This window comes from Corynebacterium sp. MSK195 (assembly GCF_030228885.1).
Taxonomy (GTDB): domain Bacteria; phylum Actinomycetota; class Actinomycetes; order Mycobacteriales; family Mycobacteriaceae; genus Corynebacterium.
On the sequence record NZ_JASPGT010000002.1, the window covers coordinates 132,294 to 152,460 of the forward strand.

The following is a 20,167-nucleotide window of genomic DNA, read 5'->3' on the forward strand; positions in this document are numbered from 1 at the left end:
TTACTGCCCCCATGCTCTGCCCACGCCGCGGTGAGCACCCCAAATGAGGAAAGGTGCGCCCACTATCGCGAGGACGATCGACATCTCCAGCTCCGAGTTACCCGCAATGAGGCGGCCGGTGATATCGGCGCCAAGTACGGCACAACCGCCCAAGAGCGCAGAGGGCAAAAGCAAGGTGGCAACGCTAGGGCCCACCACCCTCCGCACGATGTGGGGAATGGCAAAACCGACGAAGGCAATGGGACCCGTTGCTGCCGTTGCGCTGCCAGCCAACACCACGACGCTGAGCGCCGCGCCTACCCGCGCGGTAGTGGGGGACCCACCTAAGGCGAGGGAGGACTCCTCCCCCATTGCCAGAAGGTCGAGGGGTCTAGCCACCATCGCCGCACACGCTACGCCAATAACTAGCCCTATGCCCGCGATCGCGACATCTTCTGGGCCGCGGCCAAAGGTCGAGCCGATAGTCCACCGCCGCATGCTATCGAGGACGTCCGTGGAATATAGACCGATGATCGTCGCGCCCGATCCCAAGGCTGCGGAGACGCCGGCACCCACCAGAATGAGCGTCAGGGGATCCTCAAACCGCCGCGATACGGCTAAGACCAGCAGCGTAGTAATACCCGCGCCAACGAGCGCGAGGGCGGTCCGCATACTGATGGAGGTAGCAATGCCAATGGCCGTGCCTAAGGCAACGAAGAAGGACGCGCCCGCGGTAACACCAATAAATCCTGGATCCGCTAGCGGGTTTCTGGTCCACGATTGTGCCAGCACACCGGCCACAGCAAGAGCCGCGCCGGCGAAATAAGCCAAGAAGGTGCGCGGCAGGCGCAGGTTCCACACGATATCGCGGATATCCTGCTCCCCTGCCCCGTGCAAGGCAGCAATAACCTCCCCGGGCGGAATCGAGCGGGATCCCACCGCCAAAGACGCCACCGCCAACACCAGGCTGGCGAGGATGAAGACGACAAGGAGCATCTTATGACTCTGTGCCCGCGCCACTACCGGTGCGTGGGTGCCGGTGGTCGTAGGACTATCTGCTGCGGAATCCGACTGGATTTGTTGGCCGTCCATCGTGGTTGTTGACAATTACAGTTTCTCTTCAAATTTATCTACTGCCCAGGGGATGGTCACCGGGTTCGGCATACTCATGGCATTGCCGGTATCCGTATCCAAGTAGCGAACGCGATCATCCTTGACAATGTCGAGGCCTTGGAAGGTCTTATCCTTCTTCAAGACATCGGAGGAGCCGTTGTAGTCCAGGACAAAGAGGTAATCAACCTGGTTAAGCTTCGCGTAGTTTTCTGGGGCAATGTCGACGAAGAAGCTGCCTCCATCGCCCTGCAATGCATCGGGGATCTCCATGCCAAGGTTCTCGATAAATTGTCCACGCCCATCCTCCTCGGTGTATAGACCAATTTTGCCGTCATAAGGCATGACGATGGCCGCAGACTTATCCTGCAATTCCGCGTGCTCGTGGCGGAATTCCTCGAATGCCTTTTCGGTGTCATCGATAAGCTTATCGCCTTCGTCTTTTTTGCCCACCGCATCCGCGATGGTCTCTACCTGCTTTTCCCAGGGCACCTGCCAGTCTTCATAGCCGTTCGGCTTGACGGTGGTAGGCGCGATTTCTTCCAGGGATCCCTTCGTGCGTGCATCCACCGCCTGGTTCACCGCAATGATCTGGGTGGGGTCAGCCGCGGTGACCTGCTCAAAGGTATCCGCCGTAAATCCGGTTGCGGTATTATAAATCACCTCAGGCTTTGCCTCGCCCAAAAGTTCCTCTGCCCAGGGTCCGACGCCCGAAGGGTCGCCATCGCCCTCAGCGCCCCACGGCGCCACCGTTACGGGAGTGATCCCCAAGGCAAGCAGCGTGTCGGCATCACCTAGACCCAGGCTAGCCACGCGCTGCTCGCTGGCAGCGTCGGTCGCCTGAGCTGTTTCATTGCCCTCACCACGCGAGCAACCGCCTAAAGCTAAGGCTCCGGCGGAAAGCATTGCTACTGCGCCCATGGTGCGACGGCCGAAAATCTTCATGAGGTTAAGCCTTTCAATAAAGGAGGAAAATAGCCTTGCTTACCTTATAACGCATAGGCACGATTAGGCAAGGCTAAACTAAAATAGTAGTTTATTAGACACATGAACCCTTCTCTACAATCGGCCCCAATGTCTGCGCACGAACTCATCCCCGTTACTTTGACCGCCAATAGACGGATCCGTCCGCGCTTGCACCGGCTCACGTTCTACGCCGAGGCTTTCCGGACATACACACTCTCCGGTCCCGATGAATTCTTTGGACTCGTCATGCCCCGAGCTGAACAAGAATTTACCCCCTTCCCCGTCGACGGCATAAACCTCCGCTCGGCTGTGAGCGCGATCGACGAGGAGAGGCGGCCGGACCTGCGCTGGTACACCATCCGCGCGCTCCACTCGGAGGAGGCCACAGTCGATGTCGACGTGGTGACACACGGTGATTCAGGACCTGGCTCGCGGTGGATTCGCCGCGCACAAGCCGGGGATACAGCGGGGTTCTTCACCTGCAACGACCTGTGGCGGCCAACCGAGAAGCCACAACTTCTAGTCGCCGACGCATCCGCCCTGCCCGCGCTGCGGCACATTTTGGCCTACCAAGAAGACCATAACCCGGAAATGCTTCGGGCCACCGACGTTATGGCCGTGGTTACCAGCAACGACGAGGTAGAACCAGGCCTCGCAGCTAGATGGGAGGCGAGCGTACGCAGCCTGCGGATTATTCATACCCAACCGCACGAGGAGGCGGAGGCTGTCGTTGCCGCCCTGAGAGCGGACTATGCTGGTGCGCCGAGGCCAGGGTACGTATGGGCTTCCGGCGAGGGGAGGCTAGCAAAAAGCGTGCGAGGCCTCGCGGTGAATGAATGGGGCCTAGATACCACCGACGTCACGTGGGTTCCATACTGGTTTTATGGCAGGGCCCGGCCGTAAAGAAGTCCTAAAACGGCGAAGGCCCCCGCTCCGAACTCTAGGTTCGTTAGCGGGGGCTTTCTGCTGGCTAGGTTTTACTTAGCCTTCTCGATGATCTCAACGAGACGGAAGTGCTTGTCCTTGGACAGCGGGCGGGTCTCGGCGATGCGTACGAGATCGCCGATGCCTGCGGTTTCTTCCTCATCATGCACCTTAACCTTCTTGTTAGAGCGCATGATCTTGCCGTACAGGGCGTGCTGCTTGCGGTCTTCCAGCTCGACAACGATGGTCTTGGTCATCTTGTCGGATACTACGTAGCCGGTGCGAACCTTAGGAGCGCCCTTGACCTTCTCCTTCTTCGGAGTAGGTGCCTTCTTGGAATCAGTCACGTTAGCCTCACTCATGATTAAGCCTCAGCTCCCGGAGCAACGGACAGGCCCAGCTCGCGCTCGCGCAGAACGGTGTAGATGCGGGCAATGTCGCGCTTAACCGTGCCGATGCGGCGGTTGTTGGTCAGCTGGCCGGTGGCCTTCTGGAAACGGAGGTTGAACAGTTCTTCCTTCGCATCCTTCAGGCGGGACTGCAGCTCAGCGTTGTCGAGCTCACGGAACTCGTGGGCGGGGGTACCGGTTGCCATTAGAACTGGTCCTCCTTCTTGATGATACGGACCTTGCAAGGAAGCTTCTGGCCAGCGCGGCGCAGAGCCTCAATTGCAACGGCATCGTTTGGATAGCTCATCTCGAAAAGTACGCGGCCTGGCTTAACGTTAGCCACCCACTTCTCAACCGGGCCCTTACCGGAACCCATACGAACGCCGAGCGGCTTCTGGGTCAACGGACGGTCCGGGAAGATGTTGATCCACACCTTGCCACCACGCTTGACGTGGCGGTTGATGGCAATACGTGCGGCCTCAATCTGACGGTTGGTGATGTACGCCGGCTCGAGAGCCTGGATTGCGTAATCGCCGAAGTTGATGCGGTTACCGCCCTTGGACACGCCGCGACGGTTCGGGCGGTGCTGACGGCGGTACTTAACACGCTTAGGAATCAGCATGGATTAGCCCTCCTGCTTCTGCTGTGCACGCTGGCGGCGCTGGCCACCGCGGCGGGAGCGACCATTGCGGTCACGGCCACGGCCCTGTGCCGGAGCGTTCAGTTCGGACTCGCGTACGCCACCGACGACGTCACCCTTGTAGATCCACACCTTAATGCCGATGCGGCCAAAGGTGGTGTGGGCCTCTGCGGTGCCGTAGTCGATTTCGGCGCGAAGAGTGTGCAGCGGAACGCGACCCTCGTGGTAGCGCTCAACGCGGGACATTTCTGCACCGCCCAGGCGGCCGGACAGCAGAATTTTGATGCCCTTAACCTGTGGCTGGCGCATAGCGGACTGGATAGCCTTGCGCATTGCACGACGGAATGCGACACGGTTAACCAGCTGCTCCGCGATGGAGTGAGCAACCAGGGTTGCGTTTGCGTCTACCTGCTTGACCTCGAGGATGTTGAGGGCAACCATCTTGCCGGTGAGCTTTTCCAGCTCGCGGCGGATGCGGTCAGCCTCAGCACCGCGGCGGCCAATCACGATGCCCGGACGGGCGGTGTGAATGTCCACGCGGACGCGGTCGCGGGTGCGCTCGATGACGACGTCGGCAATGCCGGCGCGCTCAAGGCCCTTGTTGAGGTAGTTACGGATCTTGATGTCTTCGGCTACGTAGTTCGCGTAGTCCTTATCGGCGAACCAGTGGGTCTTCCAGTCGGAAGTGATGCCCAAACGTAGGCCGTGAGGATGGATCTTCTGGCCCATTACTTGGCCCCTTCCTGCTGGCTTTCGACCACCACGGTGATGTGGCTGGTGCGCTTACGAATCATGAATGCACGACCCTGTGCACGCGGCTGGAAACGACGCATGGTCGGACCCTCGTTGGCATAAGCCTCGGAGATGACCAGCGTGCGTGGGTCGAGGCCGAAGTTGTTCTCAGCGTTAGCGGCTGCAGAAGCAACGACCTTTGCAACTGGCTTGGAAGCACCCTGCGGTGCGTACTTCAGGATAGCCAGGGCTTCGCTTACGGACTTGCCGCGGACCAGATCGAGCACGCGACGTGCCTTCATCGGGGTGACGCGGACGTAGCGGGCCGTGGCGGATGCGGAGGTGATGGTCTCACTCATCGCTTATCGACGTCCCTTCTTGTCATCCTTGACGTGACCCTTAAAGGTCTTGGTTGGTGCAAACTCGCCCAGCTTGTGGCCGACCATGGAGTCCTCGATGAAAACCGGCACGTGCTTGCGGCCGTCATGGACGGCGAAGGTGTGACCGATGAAATCGGGGAGAATGGTCGAGCGGCGAGACCAGGTCTTGATGACCTGCTTGGTGCCTGCATCGTTCTGAGCATCCACCTTGTTGAGGAGGTGCTCATCGACGAACGGGCCCTTCTTAAGGCTGCGTGGCATTGTTTACCTCCTCTTAGCGCTTCTTGTTCGGGCGACGACGGCGCACGATCATGTTGTTGGAGTAGCGGTTCGGGTTGCGGGTGCGACCCTCCTTGTGGCCCCATGGGGACACAGGGTGGCGACCACCCGAGGTCTTACCCTCACCACCACCGTGTGGGTGGTCAACCGGGTTCATAACGACACCGCGGACGGTCGGGCGTACGCCCTTCCAGCGCATGCGGCCGGCCTTGCCCCAGCGGATGTTCATCTGCTCGGCATTGCCAACCTCACCAACGGTGGCGCGGCAGCGGATGTCCACACGGCGGATTTCAGAAGACGGCATACGCAGAACTGCGTACTTGCCTTCCTTACCCAGCAGCTGGATGGAAGCACCAGCGGAGCGGGCCAGCTTAGCGCCAGCGCCCGGCTTGAGCTCAACAGCGTGGATGATGGAACCGGTCGGGATGTTACGCAGCGGCAGGTTGTTGCCAACCTTGATATCTGCGTTCGGGCCGGACTCGACGATGGTGCCCTGCTTCAGGCCCTTAGGGGCGATGATGTAGCGCTTCTCGCCATCAACGTAGTGAAGCAGTGCAATGTTTGCGGTGCGGTTCGGGTCGTACTCGATGTGAGCGACCTTTGCCGGGATGCCGTCCTTGTCGTTACGACGGAAGTCGATGAGACGGTAACGGCGCTTGTGGCCACCGCCGATGTGGCGGGTGGTGATGCGGCCGTAGTTGTTACGGCCACCAGTCTTGCTCAGCGGGCGCAGCAGGGACTTCTCCGGAGTAGAACGAGTGATCTCGTCAAACTCAGAAACGGAGGATGCGCGGCGACCCGGAGTTGTCGGCTTGTACTTACGAATAGCCATAATTCTTCCTTACTTCGTCTCCGTCTTAGGCCTGTGCGCCAAAGACGTCGATGGAGTCGCTGCCTTCACGGAGCGTCACGTATGCACGCTTGGTGGACTTACGCTGGCCGTAACCGGTGCGGGTGCGCTTACGCTTACCTGCACGGTTCACGGTGTTCACGGAGTCGACCTTTACGTCAAAGATCTGCTCTACGGCATCTTTAATCTGGGACTTGTTGGAGTCCGTGGAGACGTAGAACGTGTAGACGTTCTGCTCCATCAGACCGTAGGACTTCTCGGATACAACCGGGGCGATGATGATATCGCGTGGGTTAGAAATCTTAGCCATTAGTTCTCCTCCTTATCCGCGCCGGTTGCGCGGTTGATGAAGGTGTGTAGCGCCTCAACGGAGAACACAACGTCATCGGAGTAGAGAACGTCGTAGGTGTTGAGCTGGCCAGCGTCCAGGATCTGAACGTTAGGCAGGTTATTAGCGCTACGACGAGCATTGATGTCCTCGCGGCCGATGACCAGCAGCACGTTCTTGCGCTCGGTCAGGGACTCGAGGAAGGCCTTGGCCGACTTGGTGGACGGCTTCTGGCCCGGTACGAGCTCTTCGATGACGTGGATGCGCTCGTTGCGAGCACGGTCGGACAGTGCACCGAAGAGAGCAGCCTTGATCATCTTCTTAGGGGTGCGCTGTGCGTAGTCGCGTGGCTGTGGGCCATGGACGGTGCCGCCACCGGTGTAGTGCGGTGCGCGGATGGAGCCCTGGCGTGCACGGCCGGTGCCCTTCTGACGGAAAGGCTTGCGACCACCACCGCGGACGTCGCCGCGGGTCTTGGTTGCGTGGGTGCCCTGGCGTGCAGCAGCAAGCTGAGCGTTAACAACCTGGTGCATCAAAGCAATGGATGCCTCGGTGTCAAAGATCTCAGCTGGCAGGTCTACAGAGCCGTTGGTCTTACCCTCGGAAGTGTGGACGTCTAGCTTGAGGTTGCTCATGCGTGTGCACCGCCCTTCACTGCGGTCTTAACGGTGACGAGGCCGCCGCGCGCACCAGGGATAGCACCCTTGATGAGCAGCAGGTTGGACTCGGCATCGATTTTCTGAATCTTCAGGTTCTGGGTGGTCACGCGGTCGTGGCCCATACGGCCAGCCATGCGCTTGCCCTTGAAGACGCGGCCCGGGGTAGCAGCGCCGCCGATGCCGCCAACGCGGCGGTGAGCGGCCTGGTTACCGTGAGCTGCGCCCTGGCCTGCGAAGCCGTGGCGCTTCATGGCGCCGGCGTAGCCGTGGCCCTTGGTCTTGCCGGTGACGTCAACGAAGGAGATGCCTTCGAAGATGTCAACCTTGACCTCTTGGCCAACCTCGTATGCAGAGGTGTCGTCCATGCGGATTTCCGCAACGTGACGGCGCGGGGTTACGCCAGCCTTCTTGAAGTGTCCACCAACCGGCTTGTTTGCCTTGCGTGGGTCAATTTCGCCAAAGGCGATCTGGATGGCGCTGTAGCCATCGGTTTCGGGGGTGCGAATCTGGGTGACAACGCATGGCCCTGCCTCGACGACGGTAACCGGCACAACGCGGTTGTCCTCGTCGAAGACCTGGGTCATGCCGAGCTTCTTGCCCAGAATGCCCTTGATCTCGTTTTCACTCATTATTTGTTCTCCACCAAAGTCGCTTACTGGATGTTCACGTCGACGCTTGCCGGAAGATCGATGCGCATAAGAGCGTCAACGGTCTTCGGGGTTGGGTCGAGAATGTCGATCAGGCGCTTGTGAGTGCGCATCTCGAAGTGCTCGCGAGAGTCCTTGTACTTGTGCGGAGAACGAATAACTGCGTATACGTTCTTCTCAGTTGGGAGCGGCACTGGGCCAACTACACGAGCACCGGTACGGGTAACGGTCTCGACGATCTTCTTTGCAGAAGCGTCGATAGCCTCGTGGTCATAGGCCTTCAGCCGAATGCGGATTTTTTGTCCCGCCACGCTTATCCTCTTCCTCGCTTCCCCACTTTCACATTCCCGGCGTTTCCGGGGCGTGAAGCGGTGGGAAATTGCTTCTCGATTTCTCTATAACGTTGTCCGGGCTTGGGGCCTGACACAACGCCAGTGGTCTGACTGCCATGACGACCAAGAGTTGCGGTACATGGCAAGTGCCAGAACGCAGTGCTCTCGACGGGGTACAAGACCCGTAGTCAAAGTATTGTGAAGAGGACGGTTTTCACGCATTACACGTGGAGAGTGTCCAATTCGTCTACTGCCGCTGTTTATTTGCCATGCCCCTTCTCCGGTCCATCTTCTCGGGGTGTCACTGCTCTAACGCGGACCTAGCCCGATTGGATGACCTTCCAGTCAATGCTTCAGGTTTCCCTGAACCATGGCGACAACGAAGGTGTCATGTTCGCTTTACCAGCTCAGCGTCTCCCCGAGACTCACGCTTGGCGACGTCCGCCGCCATCACCGAATCTCGGTTCTCGCTGCCCTGTTAAAGCAACCTTTGTATTTAAGCATGTTGGGCTGCGGTTTTTCAAGCCGCGCTTTAAACCGTGCCAAAAATCACGTTTTGGAAAATTTTGTTGCCTCGCACCCCACACTCGCTTGAGAAGTATCTAAGCTCGGAGGCATTGGCTGTGGACACTTTGTCCTGCCTAGATAGTTGAATATCGCGTTCATGTATCCCCCAATAAAGAAAGGCATACTCGCCCATGTCTGAAAACAAGACTCCTGCCCACAACACCGACAACCAGGTTCCTGCTTCCGAGGAGCGCGAGGTCAATAACAACCTGGAAACCCAGTACGGCACCACCACCATCGATGATGTCGTGGTGTCCAAGATTGCCGGTATTGCTGCCCGCGAGGTTTCCGGCGTGGATGCCCTGGGTGGCGGCGGTGCTCGCATGATCGGCAATATCCGCGAGTCCTTCGGTGCTTCTGAAGACGTCCGCCAGGGCGTGGACGTAGAGGTAGCAGACGGCAGCGCTCGCATCGAGATTGCCATCACCGCCGAGTACGGCGTGGCCATCCATGAGCTCGCTGAGGCTATCCGCCGCAACATCATGAATGCCGTTGAGCGCATGACCGGCCTGAGCGTCGAGCGCGTCAACGTTGTCGTTCACGACGTAAAGCTGCCGAAGGATGAGTCCGAGGCGGAAGACCAGGCTGCTTTGAACCAGGGTCAGGCTTAAGCCCAATGCCTGAGCCCCGAGCACGTTTCGAGCTCGAGGTAAGCCACGCCCGCGCTATTGCAGAGGCAGTCCAGAAGGTACGCGGCGTCGCCGCTCTCGACGGCGGTTCGTTCGGTTCGGTGAGTTTGTACCTACCGGGCGAACGCATCGTCGGCATGCGGCGGCCCGACCCGCGCGATGATCGCCACCTGCAGATCAACATTCGCGTTGATATCAGCGCCGCACCGGACCTTTATGCCTTGGCAGAAGATATTCGGTCCGCCGCCCGTGGGGCTTGTCCCGAACTGCAGCGCATTGACGTTGAGTTTTCTGACGCCGTAGATGGCTTATCCGCTGCTCCATCGAAGGAATAGATATGAAGAATTACACCACTTTGGGCATCATTTCCGGCCTTATTCTTGCCTTCTTTTTGTACCTAGGCTGGGGTCCTACTTTGCTCGCAGTACTTCTTGCCGCAATCGGCGGCATTGTGGGTGCACACTTTGATGGCCGTATTGATCTCACTTCTGTGTGGAATGGCCTCATTGGTAAGGAGAAAGGCCAAGGTTAATGACAGATAGTTCCACTCAGGGCCACACGCGTATCTCGCTGCGGACCATGGAACACATCGTTACCGCCGCGATTGCTAGCGTGCCCGGCACCAAGGCTATAGAGGCCAAGCTAGCGGGCATCGGCGGCCGCGGTTTTCCACGGGTCTCGGTCCAAATGGACCCAGAGCGCGAGGTAGCAGCCGTCAACGCCACCATTGGCGTGGTGTGGCCTTCGCCGGTCACCACGGTGGCGGAACACACTCGTGCCGCCATCTCGGAGGCCATCGCGGCGCACACCGGTTATTCCACCACGCGCGTCAACGTCACCGTCGGCGGTTCCGTTCCGGGCAATCGAGTGACTGCCGCAGAGGTGGAACAGCGCCAAGTCGCTGCTGCCGTCGCGCCCCACATCACGCCCTCGCCGGTATGGCAGCCGGTCACTGCGGAGTCGGTGAATGTACGCAGCATTGCCACACCGCAGGAGGCACCGGTGCGCACCATCGCTGCCCCTGCCACCGGTGTCGCGGTGCGGTCCGTGGACACCCCGCGCGAGGCCGAGGTACGCAACATTTCCGCTGACCTCCCAGACCACCAGCTGCGCGAGGTGACGTCCCCGAGCGACCACACGGTGCGACCGATCAGGGAACCCAAGCCGGTCCGCGTGCACAGCGTGGCTGCACCTCGCCCAACCAGGTTGATCCCTAGTGGGCAGGTTCGTCCACTGGCACGAAAGGTTCAGGTAGCAGCCCCTCGGCCGCAGCCGCTGCGCGAGATCGAGATTCGCCACGAGTGGACTCCGCGCCGCGTCGAGGCCCCCAAGTCTGCTCCTGCGCGCACGGTAAAGGCCCCGCGGCCACAACCGCTCAAGCGCATTGAGGTCACGCCGGCGAATCCTCGGCCGGTGCACGTCGATGCGCCGCGCCCCGAGCCGTTGCGCGCCATTTCCATTAACCCGTACCGCCCACAAGGAGGCAATAATGGCTGATCAGCACATGCCTGAACACTTTGGGCAGCAGCCGAAGGCGTCTCCGGCGGCGCGTACTTGGGCTGTGATCCTTGGGCTCCTGCTGCTCGCCGCGGGCATCGTTGGCGTGCGCGAGACGTGGCTGGTGGGCTCCGGCTCCGATGCCCAGTCCTGGGTACAGCCGGTGCTTAATCTCATTGCCACCGAAGAGCTGCAGACGTGGATGATTTGGGCCGGCGTTGCCTCCATTGTCGTAGGCCTGATTTTCCTCTTCGCAGCAGTGAAGACGCGCCGCACCACGCACATGCAACTTGCCTCCGATACCGCGTCCATGTGGATGCGACCGGTAGATATCGCCCGCCTCTCGTCGGCTACTGCTCGCCGTGTTCCGGGCGTGGCCTCGGCGCAGACCTCCGCGGATAGCAAGACGGCCAAGGTCACCGTTAATGGCGATACGGACGATGCGGAGCTGCAGAGCCGGGTGGAGACCGCGGTAACGCGCTGCCTGGCCCACCTCAAGAACCCGCCGCAGGTCACCGTAGCTGTAGAGAAGATTCCGGAGTTGGATAACAATGTCTAGAAAACTTGCTACCTTTGACCGCATCCTGCTGGGCCTGCTGGGAATAGTCCTCATCGCTTTGGGCGTGTGGCCTATCTTGATCCACTTCAACGTCGAGTTTGCCAAGTACTTAGCCCTGTGGGTGGACCACGATACATGGAAGAGCTTGGCGGACAATGACTGGTGGGTGTGGGCTCTGGCCGGTGGCTCCGCACTGCTACTCATTCTGGGACTGTGGATTGTGGTGGCTAACCTGCGCCACCGCCGTTTCAACAATGTGGAGTCCGCTTCTTCCAATGACAAGGGCTCTATCACGACCTCGATGAACGCTATCGCCGGTGCCGTGGCCCAGGATTTGGATGGAGTCAAGGGCGTAGACCACGTAGAGCGCCTTGTGGCTTATGACCGCGCGCGGCCCACGCTGCAGTACACGGTGACGGCAAATCCGGATACTCCAGTGGAGCGCCTTACCGGTGCGGTTGAAACCAATGAGCGCGATTTCCGCGCAGCGTTTCCCGACGCCGATTTGGACACCATCTACAAGCTGCAGTTCAGCAAGGTAGGTCCGATGAAGGACCTATCCGAATAGCGGGTTAGGAGTCTCCGCCACCAAGACCTCCTCAACGGCCCCAAGGCGGGCCGACTCGCCGCCCCCGAGGATCATTTCCAGTTCCTCACCGGGGCGGCATTTTTCTATGCGCTGCCAAGAGTAGTCCTGGCGAGTTACGCGGCGGTTTTCCTTAGCAAATAGGTGCAGCCCATGATCGAGCACGCCGATGGCCCCTGCGAAGCGAAGAATGAACACGAAATCACCCAAATCCTGCCGCTTCAGGCCATTAAGGTCTGGGCACTCAGCACTCAACCGCATGAGACTTGAGACCACGCCAAAGCGGTGTTCGAAGCCCTCGGTATCCCGAATGGTAAATGGGCGGCCAGGGCCCGTGGGGCGAATGGACTCATAGGCCCACACCACGGGCTGGGTGTCAAGGCGGCGCACAATGATGTGGGTAGGGGTGGCGGTGATGCGGTAGGTGGGGGCGTCGGCAAGCACGAGCCATTCCCCTTCCACAATGCGGCCGCCCTCCAAGGGAAGCAAGGGCGGATGCACGCCCGCCTGGCGCTCCAATTCCGCAACGAGTTCGGCGTCGGTAGCACCCCATCCAATGCCTTGATTAGCCAGCATGGCAAAGAAAGTGGGAAGGCTGAGGTCAGGCTGCCCCTCCCAGGCGCGGCGGAGGGACTCAAGCGTGGGATCGATGCGGGTGGGGTCATCCATATCCGCCAAGATTACCCAGCACCCACGCCGGTCCGGCAGCCGGGGCCGAGAGGAGAATTTTCACCCCCGAGGTAATTTCATTCAATTAAATAAATACTATAAGTGTTCAACAATCTCGAGCCGCGTATTTCCTGCTCAAGGTGTATTTATTGAAGGTTTTCCCACCTTAGCCGCGTTCAGTAATACCTGTCATTTTATTGGGGATTTATGTCACGGGGCTAATGTGATTGTGCTCCGCGTAACAGGTTATTAGATTAGTCACATACAACGTTTTGCTCGTTGGATACACCTTTGCACCCCGTTTCCTGCTTAACCGCGCACGGAGAATCTCTATGACTAAATATCTGATCAAAAAGACCTTGGGCTGGTTACTCATGATCTTTTTGGCTACCAACCTCGCCTATCTCTTGGCGGCCAGCTTCCTGGACCCACGGTCCAACTACACCGGCCGCCGACCACCGCTTTCACCGGAGGAAATCAATAGCCTCCTCGAGCCCTATAACCTCAGCCCCGATACCCCACTTGTGCAACGCTGGTGGACCTGGCTGACCAATATCCTCACCAAATGGGACTGGGGCCAATCCCCGGTGGGCGAGGTGGTGAATTCAGAAATTAGCTACCGCATCTGGGTTTCCGCGCAGCTGCTCTTACTCTCCACCATTTTGTCCATTCTCATCGGCGTGGCCGTGGGCGTTTACACCGCTTCGCGCCAGTACAAGACCGGCGACCGCATCTGGCAGGGCATCTCCATCATCGCGATGAACACCCACGTAGTGGTGGCGTCCATCGCCGTGGTGTGGGGCGCACTGAAAATCAACGAGCTCAGCGGCAAGAAGATTTTCTATGTCGTCGGCTCCCATTCGCTGGACGTGGAAGGTTTCTTTCCCAAGCTGGTGGACTCCGCACAGCACTTGATTCTTCCCACCATTTCACTGGTCTTCATTAGCTACGCCAGCTATCACATGACCCAGCGCACCTTGCTGCTGGATAACTTGGATGCGGACTATGTGCGCACCGCCCGCGCTAAGGGCTTGACCCGCCAACAGGCGATTCGCAAGCACGCACTGCGCACCTCCATCATCCCGGTGGCAACCTCGGTGGCTTTTTCCATCCCGGGCATCTTCACCGGTGCGGTGATGACCGAGCGCATCTTTGGCTGGAACGGCATGGGCCAGTACTTCATCGAGACCATTAGCAAGAACGACGTCAACGGTGCAGCGGCTGTCGCTGCCTTTGGCGCCGCCATGACGGCCATCTCCGCGGTATTAGCGGACCTGGTTGTCGTCGCGCTTGATCCACGAGTGAGGGTGAGTTAAATGACCCCATCTAAAGACCGCAACTATTTCAAGCAGGAACCGCGCGGGGAAATCACCGCACACAGCGAGGTCACTTCGGGAGACCCCTTCTCCCCCGCCGAGGCCGAGCAGGTAGCCACCCTGGAGCAAATGCCTCGTGGCACCTCGCGCTACAAGCTGTACCTGCGCCGCTTCTTCCGCAATAAGCTCGCCACCCTGGGCCTTATCATCCTGGCTTTCTTGGTCCTTGCGGCGCTTTTTGGCGGCTTCTTTGCCAAGTGGGACTACACCGAGCCGGACTTCCTTGCACTATCGGAACCGCCGAGCCCCGAGCACTGGTTTGGCACGAATGACACCGGCAATGACCTTTATGCCCAGACCATTCACGGTTTAGGCAGGTCCCTGACCATCGCCATCGTGGTATCCCTGGCTACCTTGGTCATCTCCGCGTTCATTGGATCCGCTGCAGCCTTGTGGGGAGGCATTGCCGAAAAGGCGGTGCTGGCGGTCATTCACTTCCTGCTGTCCATCCCTACCTTCCTGCTGATCGCACTGGTGGTGGCGGATTCCGGCGGCGATTGGAAGCTGCTTATCGTTGTGCTCATCCTCTTTGGCTGGATGTACCAGGCCCGCGTGATTTGGTCGCTGGCGCTTACGGTGCGCGAGCAAGACTACGTCCGCGCGGCAAGCTACATGGGCGTGTCCAAGCTGCGCACCATCGTGCGCCACGTCATTCCCAATATTGGTTCGCTGCTCATCATCCAGTTCGTCTTCGGCGTGGTGGGCACCGTGGGCTCCGAGACGGCCCTGTCCTTCCTGGGGTTGGGCGTCAAGCTTCCCGACGTCTCCCTCGGCACCCTCCTGCAGGGCGGCACCGCCGCCGTGCAATCCTCTCCGTGGCTGTTCTACTTCCCTGCCGCAACCTTGACCTTGCTCACCGTGTCCATGGCTTTCATTGGCGATGGCCTACGCGATGCGCTCGACCCCAACTCAAATTCCGGAGGTAAAGCATGACCTCGCCCGTCTTATCCGTCAAAGACCTGCGCGTTAACTTCCCGTCCGAAGCCGGATCCGTCTCCGCGGTCCGTGGAGTGGATTTTGATCTCTACCCTGGCCGCACGCTCGGCATCGTGGGCGAATCAGGTTCCGGTAAGTCCGTGACCTCCATGTCCATCATGGGGCTTTTGCCGGACTACGCGAAGATCACCGGGTCCGTAAAGTTCGACGGCCGCGAGCTTCTCGGCCTCAGCGACAAACAGATGTCCGAGATCCGTGGCAACGGCATAGGCATGATCTTCCAGGATCCGCTCTCCGCGCTCACCCCGGTCTTCGATATTGGATCGCAGTTGGTGGAGGCAATTCAGGCCCATAGGGACGTCGGCAAGAAGCAGGCCCTCAAAGAGGCCACGGAGCTGCTCGACCTCGTGGGCATCCCCGATCCGCACCTGCGCCTGAAGTCTTTCCCACACGAGTTCTCGGGCGGCATGCGCCAGCGCGTGGTCATTGCCATCGCAATTGCCAATAATCCGCGCGTGCTCATCGCCGATGAGCCCACGACCGCGCTGGATGTGACCATTCAGGCACAGATTTTGGACGTTATTAAGCTCGCCCAGCGCGAAACCGGCGCCGCCACCATCATGATTACCCATGACATGGGCGTGGTGGCAGAAACGGCCGATGATGTCATGGTCATGTACGCCGGCCGGCCCGTGGAACGCGGCGATGTGGATACCATTTTCTCCCAACCCCGCATGCCCTATACCGTGGGTCTGCTCGGATCCACGCCGCGCCCAGACGTATCGGCAGAAGAGCCGCTCACGCCCATCGTGGGCAGCCCGCCGGTGCTGGTGGACCTCAAGCAGCGCTGCCAGTTTGCCCCGCGCTGCCCCGTAGCGCAGCCCGCCTGCTCCGACGGCGAGCCGCCGCTTATCCCGCTTGACGACGCCCCCACGCACCAAAGCGCCTGCCTGCGCGCGCCCGAGATCCACGACCGCAAAATCGGCGGCGAGCTCATGTTCAAGCCCCCGCAGCTCGCGGAGGACGTCATGGCCGGTATCCCCCGCGAGGAGCGTCCCACCACCTTGGAGGTCACGGACCTGCGCAAGGAATTCCCGCTTACCAAGGGCGCACTGGTCAAGCGCCGCGTGGGCACGGTCAAGGCAGTGGACGGCCTCACCTTTGATATTCGCAAGGGCGAATGCATGGCCATCGTAGGCGAGTCTGGCTGCGGTAAGACCACCACCCTGCTAGAAATCATGGACTTAAAGCCCGAAAACGGCGCGGTAGTGCTCAACGGGAAGGACGCGGCCGGGATGAGCAATTCCGAGCGCCGCGAGGCCCGCAAGGACATCCAGATTGTCTTCCAGGATCCGATGAGCTCCCTCAACCCGCGCCTGACCGTGCGCGAGGTCATCGCCGAACCGCTCAACTCCCTAGGCTACGACGGCGACGTGGACGCCCGCGTGAACGAGCTCATGGGCCTTGTCGGTTTGGACTCCTCTCAGCTGGATCGCTTCCCCAGCCACTTTTCCGGCGGGCAACGCCAGCGCATCGGCCTCGCCCGCGCGCTGGCCACGAACCCTTCGGTGTTGGTGTTGGACGAGCCCGTCTCCGCGCTCGACGTTTCCATCCAGGCTGGTGTTATCAACCTGCTCGAGGATCTCAAACGAAAGCTGGGCCTATCCTACCTTTTCGTCGCCCATGACCTGTCCGTGGTGCGCCACCTTTCAGACAGGGTGGCCGTCATGTACAAGGGTCAGTTTGTGGAGTCTGGGCCAACCGATGAGATCTTCGAGAACCCTCAAGCGGACTACACCAAGAAGCTCCTGGATGCCATTCCGATTCCGGATCCGGAGGCTGCCCGCAGGCGACGCAACCCCGGTCCAACTAATGCCTCACCAATTTCGCAAAAGTGATTCGACACACAGTCCGCGTTATATATAGTTAACCTCACACCTGAAGTGCTGCGGCAGCTTACCCCGCTACCGCATCCTTCACTTTCCTCTCACTCAAGGAGAAACCCGACCATGAAAAAGTTCACCCGCTTCCGGATTGCTACCGTAGCTACCCTCTCCGCCGCAGCCCTCGCCCTCACCGGCTGCGCCGCTAACTCGGACGGCGACTCCTCCAAGGCAGTCGGCGGCCTCGACATCGAGGTTAATCCGGCTGGCGACTACAACGAAAAGTCCCGCGACGAGCTCAAGGACGACGGCGAGCTCACCCTCGCTCTCGATGAACTCACCGAGCAACAAAACATGTTCCACGCCAACATGACCGCCGATACCCGCAAGGTCTGGGGCTGGTACAACCCACAGCTGGCGCTATACGACGGCGAGGGAAACTACACCCCAAACCCCGACTACATCGATGATGTCAAGGAAGATAAGAAGGGCGAGAACACCGTCGTCACCTTCAAGGTCAACAAGGATGCCACCTTCAACGACGGCACGCCTATTGACTGGAAGGCCTTTGACAATACCTGGCGCTTCAACAACGGTAAGGATGAAGACGTCCAGGTAAACGCCACCGATGGCTTCGAGCGCATTACCTCCGTAGAAAAGGGCGATACCGACAAGGACGTCGTTGTCACTTTCGACGGCCCCTACCCGTGGTGGCAGGGCCTCTTCAACGAGCTTCTCCACCCCGCCATCGACAGCCCAGAGAAGTTTGACAAGGCGTATCTTGGCAAGCTGAACCCGCAATACGGCGCCGGCCCGTTCAAGGTCGACAACGTGGACTTCAAGGGCGGCACCCTCACCCTCGTGCCCAACGAAAAGTGGTGGGGCGATAAGCCGAAGCTGAAGAAGGTCAGCTTCCGCGTCATGGAATCCCAGGCCACCATCAACGCTTTCCAAGCCGGCGAAATTGATGCCGCCGGTGTGGCCGATAAGAACAGCCTCACCATTGCCGGCGAGATGGGCGATGCCATCGACATCCGTGCCGCACTGCGCCCCGCCAACGTCATCTTCACCCTCAATTCCAAGGCACCACAGCTCAAGGACGAGGATGTACGCCACGCCGTCTTCTCCGCCATCGACCGCGATCAGCTGGCCGAAATCCGCTATAACGGCCTGGGCTACGAAGAGGAAATGCCGGGCTCCCTTACCCTCTACTCCACCCAGGAGGGCTACAAAGACAACATCAAGGACGTCATCAAGTTTGATCCTGAGCAGTCCAAGAAACTCCTAGAGGACGCCGGCTACCAGCAAGGCGATGATGGCATCTACGCTAAGGACGGCGAGAAGCTCTCCCTGCGTTATATCCTCATCGGCGATGACGAAGTGTCGAAGTCCCTCGCCGCGGCGGTGCAAAAGATGCTCAAGGACGTCGGCGTTGACCTCAAGATTGAAGAGCGCCCTTCGTCCGAGTTCTCCAAGGTAACCTCGGAGCGAGATTTCGACCTCTTCCTTTCCGCGTTTGCCTCCTCTGACCCGTTTGGCGTCGCTTACTTTGGCCAGACCTACGCCAGCGATTCCACGCTGAACATGTCGAGCACCGGCACCAAGGAATTCGATAAGAAGATTGAGGAGCTGCAGAACCTGCCAACCAAGGACGAGCAGATCGACCGCGTCAATGAACTAGAGTCTGAGGCCTTTGGTCAATACGGCATCCTCCCCTTCGCCAACGGCCCACAGATGGTCGGTGTGAAGAAGGGCCTGGCCAACTATGGCGCCAACGGCTTCGCTATCCTCCCCAAGGAAGATATCGGCTGGGAGAAGTAAGAGCACAAAGGTCACTAGGGCAATACGCTCAAGCCTCCCGCGGCATCCCGAACAGTCTATGCCGCGGGAGGCTTTCTTCTGCCCGCAAAAGTCCACGCAGGCGGCATCAATTACTCGCGGTAGCTCTGCGCACACCTCCGATGGCGCGAGATCAAAAAATCCGCCCCACCCGAAGGTGGAGCGGACTCTTTAAAGCTCTACTGAGCGGTTACGGGGTATCGATTACTCGATAACCTTGGTAACGCGGCCAGCGCCGACGGTGCGGGAGCCCTCGCGGATAGCGAAGCGCAGGCCCTCGTCCATAGCGACCGGCTGGATGAGCTCAACGGACATCTCAACGTTGTCGCCAGGCATAACCATCTCGGTGCCCTCTGGCAGGTTAACAACACCGGTAACGTCAGTGGTACGGAAGTAGAACTGCGGACGGTAGTTGTTCATGAACGGGGTGTGGCGGCCGCCCTCTTCCTTCTTCAGGACGTAGACGGAACCCTCGAACTTGGTGTGCGGGGTGTAAGCGCCCGGCTTGATAACAACCTGGCCACGCTCAACGTCCTCACGCTTGGTACCACGCAGAAGCAGACCACAGTTGTCGCCAGCCTCGGTGTAGTCCATCATCTTGCGGAACATCTCGATACCGGTAACGGTGGTGGTCTGGGACTTCTCCTGGATACCGATGATCTCAACGTCCTCGTTGACGTTCAGACGGCCACGCTCAACACGGCCGGTAACAACGGTACCGCGGCCGGTAATGGTGAAGATGTCCTCGATAGGCATCAGGAACGGCTGGTCGGTAGCGCGCTCCGGATCCGGGATGGAGTTGTCGCAGGCTTCCATCAGGTCAACGACAGACTGTACCCACTTGTCATCGCCCTCGAGAGCCTTCAGAGCGGAGATGTGAACGATAGGAGCTTCCTCATCGTAGTCCTGCTCTGCGAGCAGCTCACGGATCTCCATCTCAACGAGCTCGATGATTTCCTCATCATCAACCATGTCGCACTTGTTCAGTGCAACGAGGATGTAAGGAACGCCAACCTGGCGAGCAAGCAGAACGTGCTCACGGGTCTGCGGCATCGGGCCATCGGTTGCAGCAACAACCAGGATAGCGCCGTCCATCTGAGCAGCGCCGGTAATCATGTTCTTGATGTAGTCGGCGTGGCCCGGAGCGTCAACGTGTGCGTAGTGGCGCTTCGGGGTGGAGTACTCAACGTGGGAGATGTTGATGGTAATACCGCGCTCCTTCTCCTCAGGAGCCTTGTCGATCATGTCGAACGCGAATGCCTCGTTCTCCTCAGGGTACTGGTCAGCCAGAACCTTGGTGATCGCTGCGGTGGTGGTGGTCTTGCCGTGGTCGACGTGTCCGATGGTGCCGATGTTCACATGCGGCTTCGTACGCTCGAACTTCTCCTTTGCCACTGTATGTCCTCCTGGA

General features: G+C 59.6%; 26 protein-coding genes. 11 read left to right on the forward strand and 15 right to left on the reverse strand.

Annotated features, from left to right (window positions below; all coding sequences use genetic code 11):
• Positions 1-1,086, reverse strand: coding sequence for a FecCD family ABC transporter permease (locus tag QP909_RS02485; protein ID WP_284766019.1), 1,086 nt, complete (start codon positions 1,084-1,086; stop codon positions 1-3).
• Positions 1,087-2,034, reverse strand: coding sequence for an ABC transporter substrate-binding protein (locus tag QP909_RS02490; protein WP_284766020.1), 948 nt, complete (start codon positions 2,032-2,034; stop codon positions 1,087-1,089).
• A 129-nt stretch (positions 2,035-2,163) separates the two neighbouring features.
• On the opposite strand from QP909_RS02490, the gene QP909_RS02495 reads away from it, so the two are divergent.
• Positions 2,164-2,958: a siderophore-interacting protein gene (locus QP909_RS02495; RefSeq protein WP_284766021.1), complete on the forward strand. Its 795-nt coding sequence runs from the start codon at positions 2,164-2,166 to the stop codon at positions 2,956-2,958.
• Positions 2,959-3,032: 74 nt separating this feature from the next.
• Here the strand turns inward: QP909_RS02495 and rpsQ are convergent, their stop codons facing one another.
• Genes rpsQ through rpsJ form a run of 11 tightly spaced genes read right to left on the reverse strand, consistent with a single transcriptional unit; the run spans position 3,033 to position 8,194 of the window.
• Entirely contained in the window at positions 3,033-3,341 is a 309-nt protein-coding gene (rpsQ, locus tag QP909_RS02500; protein WP_049378865.1) for a 30S ribosomal protein S17, read from the reverse strand.
• Between the two features lie 2 nt (positions 3,342-3,343).
• Positions 3,344-3,574, reverse strand: a complete 231-nt coding sequence (gene rpmC / locus QP909_RS02505; RefSeq protein WP_005322842.1) for a 50S ribosomal protein L29 — start codon at positions 3,572-3,574, stop codon at positions 3,344-3,346.
• Entirely contained in the window at positions 3,574-3,990 is a 417-nt protein-coding gene (rplP, locus tag QP909_RS02510; RefSeq protein WP_023020553.1) for a 50S ribosomal protein L16, read from the reverse strand. Before rplP ends, rpmC begins: the two co-directional genes overlap by 1 nt.
• 3 nt (positions 3,991-3,993) lie before the next feature.
• Positions 3,994-4,737 (reverse strand): 30S ribosomal protein S3, encoded by a 744-nt coding sequence (gene rpsC / locus QP909_RS02515; protein WP_023027807.1) that lies wholly within the window; start codon positions 4,735-4,737, stop codon positions 3,994-3,996.
• The gene (rplV, locus tag QP909_RS02520) at positions 4,737-5,099 is read right to left on the reverse strand and encodes a 50S ribosomal protein L22 (protein WP_005276938.1); all 363 of its coding nucleotides are present in this window, start codon (positions 5,097-5,099) and stop codon (positions 4,737-4,739) included. Before rplV ends, rpsC begins: the two co-directional genes overlap by 1 nt.
• 3 nt (positions 5,100-5,102) lie before the next feature.
• Positions 5,103-5,381, reverse strand: a complete 279-nt coding sequence (gene rpsS, locus QP909_RS02525) for a 30S ribosomal protein S19 (protein ID WP_005276936.1) — start codon at positions 5,379-5,381, stop codon at positions 5,103-5,105.
• A 13-nt stretch (positions 5,382-5,394) separates the two neighbouring features.
• On the reverse strand, positions 5,395-6,231 hold the full coding sequence (rplB, locus tag QP909_RS02530) for a 50S ribosomal protein L2 (RefSeq protein WP_204610252.1): 837 nt from the start codon (positions 6,229-6,231) through the stop codon (positions 5,395-5,397).
• 25 nt (positions 6,232-6,256) lie between these two features.
• Positions 6,257-6,559, reverse strand: coding sequence for a 50S ribosomal protein L23 (gene rplW / locus QP909_RS02535; RefSeq protein ID WP_005322846.1), 303 nt, complete (start codon positions 6,557-6,559; stop codon positions 6,257-6,259).
• Positions 6,559-7,212 (reverse strand): 50S ribosomal protein L4, encoded by a 654-nt coding sequence (gene rplD / locus QP909_RS02540; protein WP_005322847.1) that lies wholly within the window; start codon positions 7,210-7,212, stop codon positions 6,559-6,561. The genes rplW and rplD overlap by 1 nt, the downstream gene beginning before the upstream one ends.
• Positions 7,209-7,865: a 50S ribosomal protein L3 gene (gene rplC / locus QP909_RS02545; RefSeq protein WP_238800390.1), complete on the reverse strand. Its 657-nt coding sequence runs from the start codon at positions 7,863-7,865 to the stop codon at positions 7,209-7,211. Before rplC ends, rplD begins: the two co-directional genes overlap by 4 nt.
• A gap of 23 nt (positions 7,866-7,888) precedes the next feature.
• On the reverse strand, positions 7,889-8,194 hold the full coding sequence (rpsJ, locus tag QP909_RS02550; RefSeq protein ID WP_003848085.1) for a 30S ribosomal protein S10: 306 nt from the start codon (positions 8,192-8,194) through the stop codon (positions 7,889-7,891).
• A gap of 719 nt (positions 8,195-8,913) precedes the next feature.
• On the opposite strand from rpsJ, the gene QP909_RS02555 reads away from it, so the two are divergent.
• The 6 genes from QP909_RS02555 to amaP are packed head-to-tail and all read left to right on the forward strand — an operon-like array spanning position 8,914 to position 12,035.
• Positions 8,914-9,393 carry an Asp23/Gls24 family envelope stress response protein gene (locus tag QP909_RS02555; protein ID WP_284766022.1) on the forward strand — a complete coding sequence of 160 codons (480 nt, stop codon included), beginning with the start codon at positions 8,914-8,916 and terminating at the stop codon, positions 9,391-9,393.
• A 5-nt stretch (positions 9,394-9,398) separates the two neighbouring features.
• Positions 9,399-9,746: a hypothetical protein gene (locus tag QP909_RS02560; RefSeq protein ID WP_049378862.1), complete on the forward strand. Its 348-nt coding sequence runs from the start codon at positions 9,399-9,401 to the stop codon at positions 9,744-9,746.
• Positions 9,747-9,748: 2 nt separating this feature from the next.
• A complete protein-coding gene (locus tag QP909_RS02565) occupies positions 9,749-9,943 on the forward strand; it encodes a hypothetical protein (RefSeq protein ID WP_005322852.1) in 195 nt (64 codons plus the stop codon).
• Positions 9,943-10,908, forward strand: a complete 966-nt coding sequence (locus QP909_RS02570) for a lysophospholipase (RefSeq protein ID WP_284766023.1) — start codon at positions 9,943-9,945, stop codon at positions 10,906-10,908. Before QP909_RS02565 ends, QP909_RS02570 begins: the two co-directional genes overlap by 1 nt.
• Complete coding sequence (locus QP909_RS02575) at positions 10,901-11,467, forward strand: DUF6286 domain-containing protein (protein WP_284766024.1); 567 nt, start codon at positions 10,901-10,903, stop codon at positions 11,465-11,467. The genes QP909_RS02570 and QP909_RS02575 overlap by 8 nt, the downstream gene beginning before the upstream one ends.
• The gene (amaP, locus tag QP909_RS02580) at positions 11,460-12,035 is read left to right on the forward strand and encodes an alkaline shock response membrane anchor protein AmaP (RefSeq protein ID WP_284766025.1); all 576 of its coding nucleotides are present in this window, start codon (positions 11,460-11,462) and stop codon (positions 12,033-12,035) included. Before QP909_RS02575 ends, amaP begins: the two co-directional genes overlap by 8 nt.
• Here amaP and QP909_RS02585 read toward each other — a convergent pair.
• Entirely contained in the window at positions 12,024-12,722 is a 699-nt protein-coding gene (locus QP909_RS02585; protein ID WP_284766026.1) for a hypothetical protein, read from the reverse strand. The genes amaP and QP909_RS02585 overlap by 12 nt on opposite strands.
• 332 nt (positions 12,723-13,054) lie before the next feature.
• Between QP909_RS02585 and QP909_RS02590 the strand changes: the two genes are divergently transcribed.
• From QP909_RS02590 to QP909_RS02605, 4 genes are all read left to right on the forward strand, one after another.
• Complete coding sequence (locus QP909_RS02590) at positions 13,055-14,038, forward strand: ABC transporter permease (RefSeq protein ID WP_023020541.1); 984 nt, start codon at positions 13,055-13,057, stop codon at positions 14,036-14,038.
• Entirely contained in the window at positions 14,039-15,031 is a 993-nt protein-coding gene (locus QP909_RS02595) for an ABC transporter permease (RefSeq protein WP_005322860.1), read from the forward strand. It abuts the gene before it with no gap.
• On the forward strand, positions 15,028-16,932 hold the full coding sequence (locus tag QP909_RS02600) for a dipeptide ABC transporter ATP-binding protein (RefSeq protein WP_284766027.1): 1,905 nt from the start codon (positions 15,028-15,030) through the stop codon (positions 16,930-16,932). Before QP909_RS02595 ends, QP909_RS02600 begins: the two co-directional genes overlap by 4 nt.
• Positions 16,933-17,043: 111 nt before the next feature.
• Positions 17,044-18,738, forward strand: coding sequence for an ABC transporter family substrate-binding protein (locus QP909_RS02605; RefSeq protein WP_284766028.1), 1,695 nt, complete (start codon positions 17,044-17,046; stop codon positions 18,736-18,738).
• Positions 18,739-18,960: 222 nt separating this feature from the next.
• Here the strand turns inward: QP909_RS02605 and tuf are convergent, their stop codons facing one another.
• Positions 18,961-20,151, reverse strand: a complete 1,191-nt coding sequence (tuf, locus tag QP909_RS02610; protein WP_284766029.1) for an elongation factor Tu — start codon at positions 20,149-20,151, stop codon at positions 18,961-18,963.
• Between the last annotated feature and the right edge of the window lie 16 nt (positions 20,152-20,167).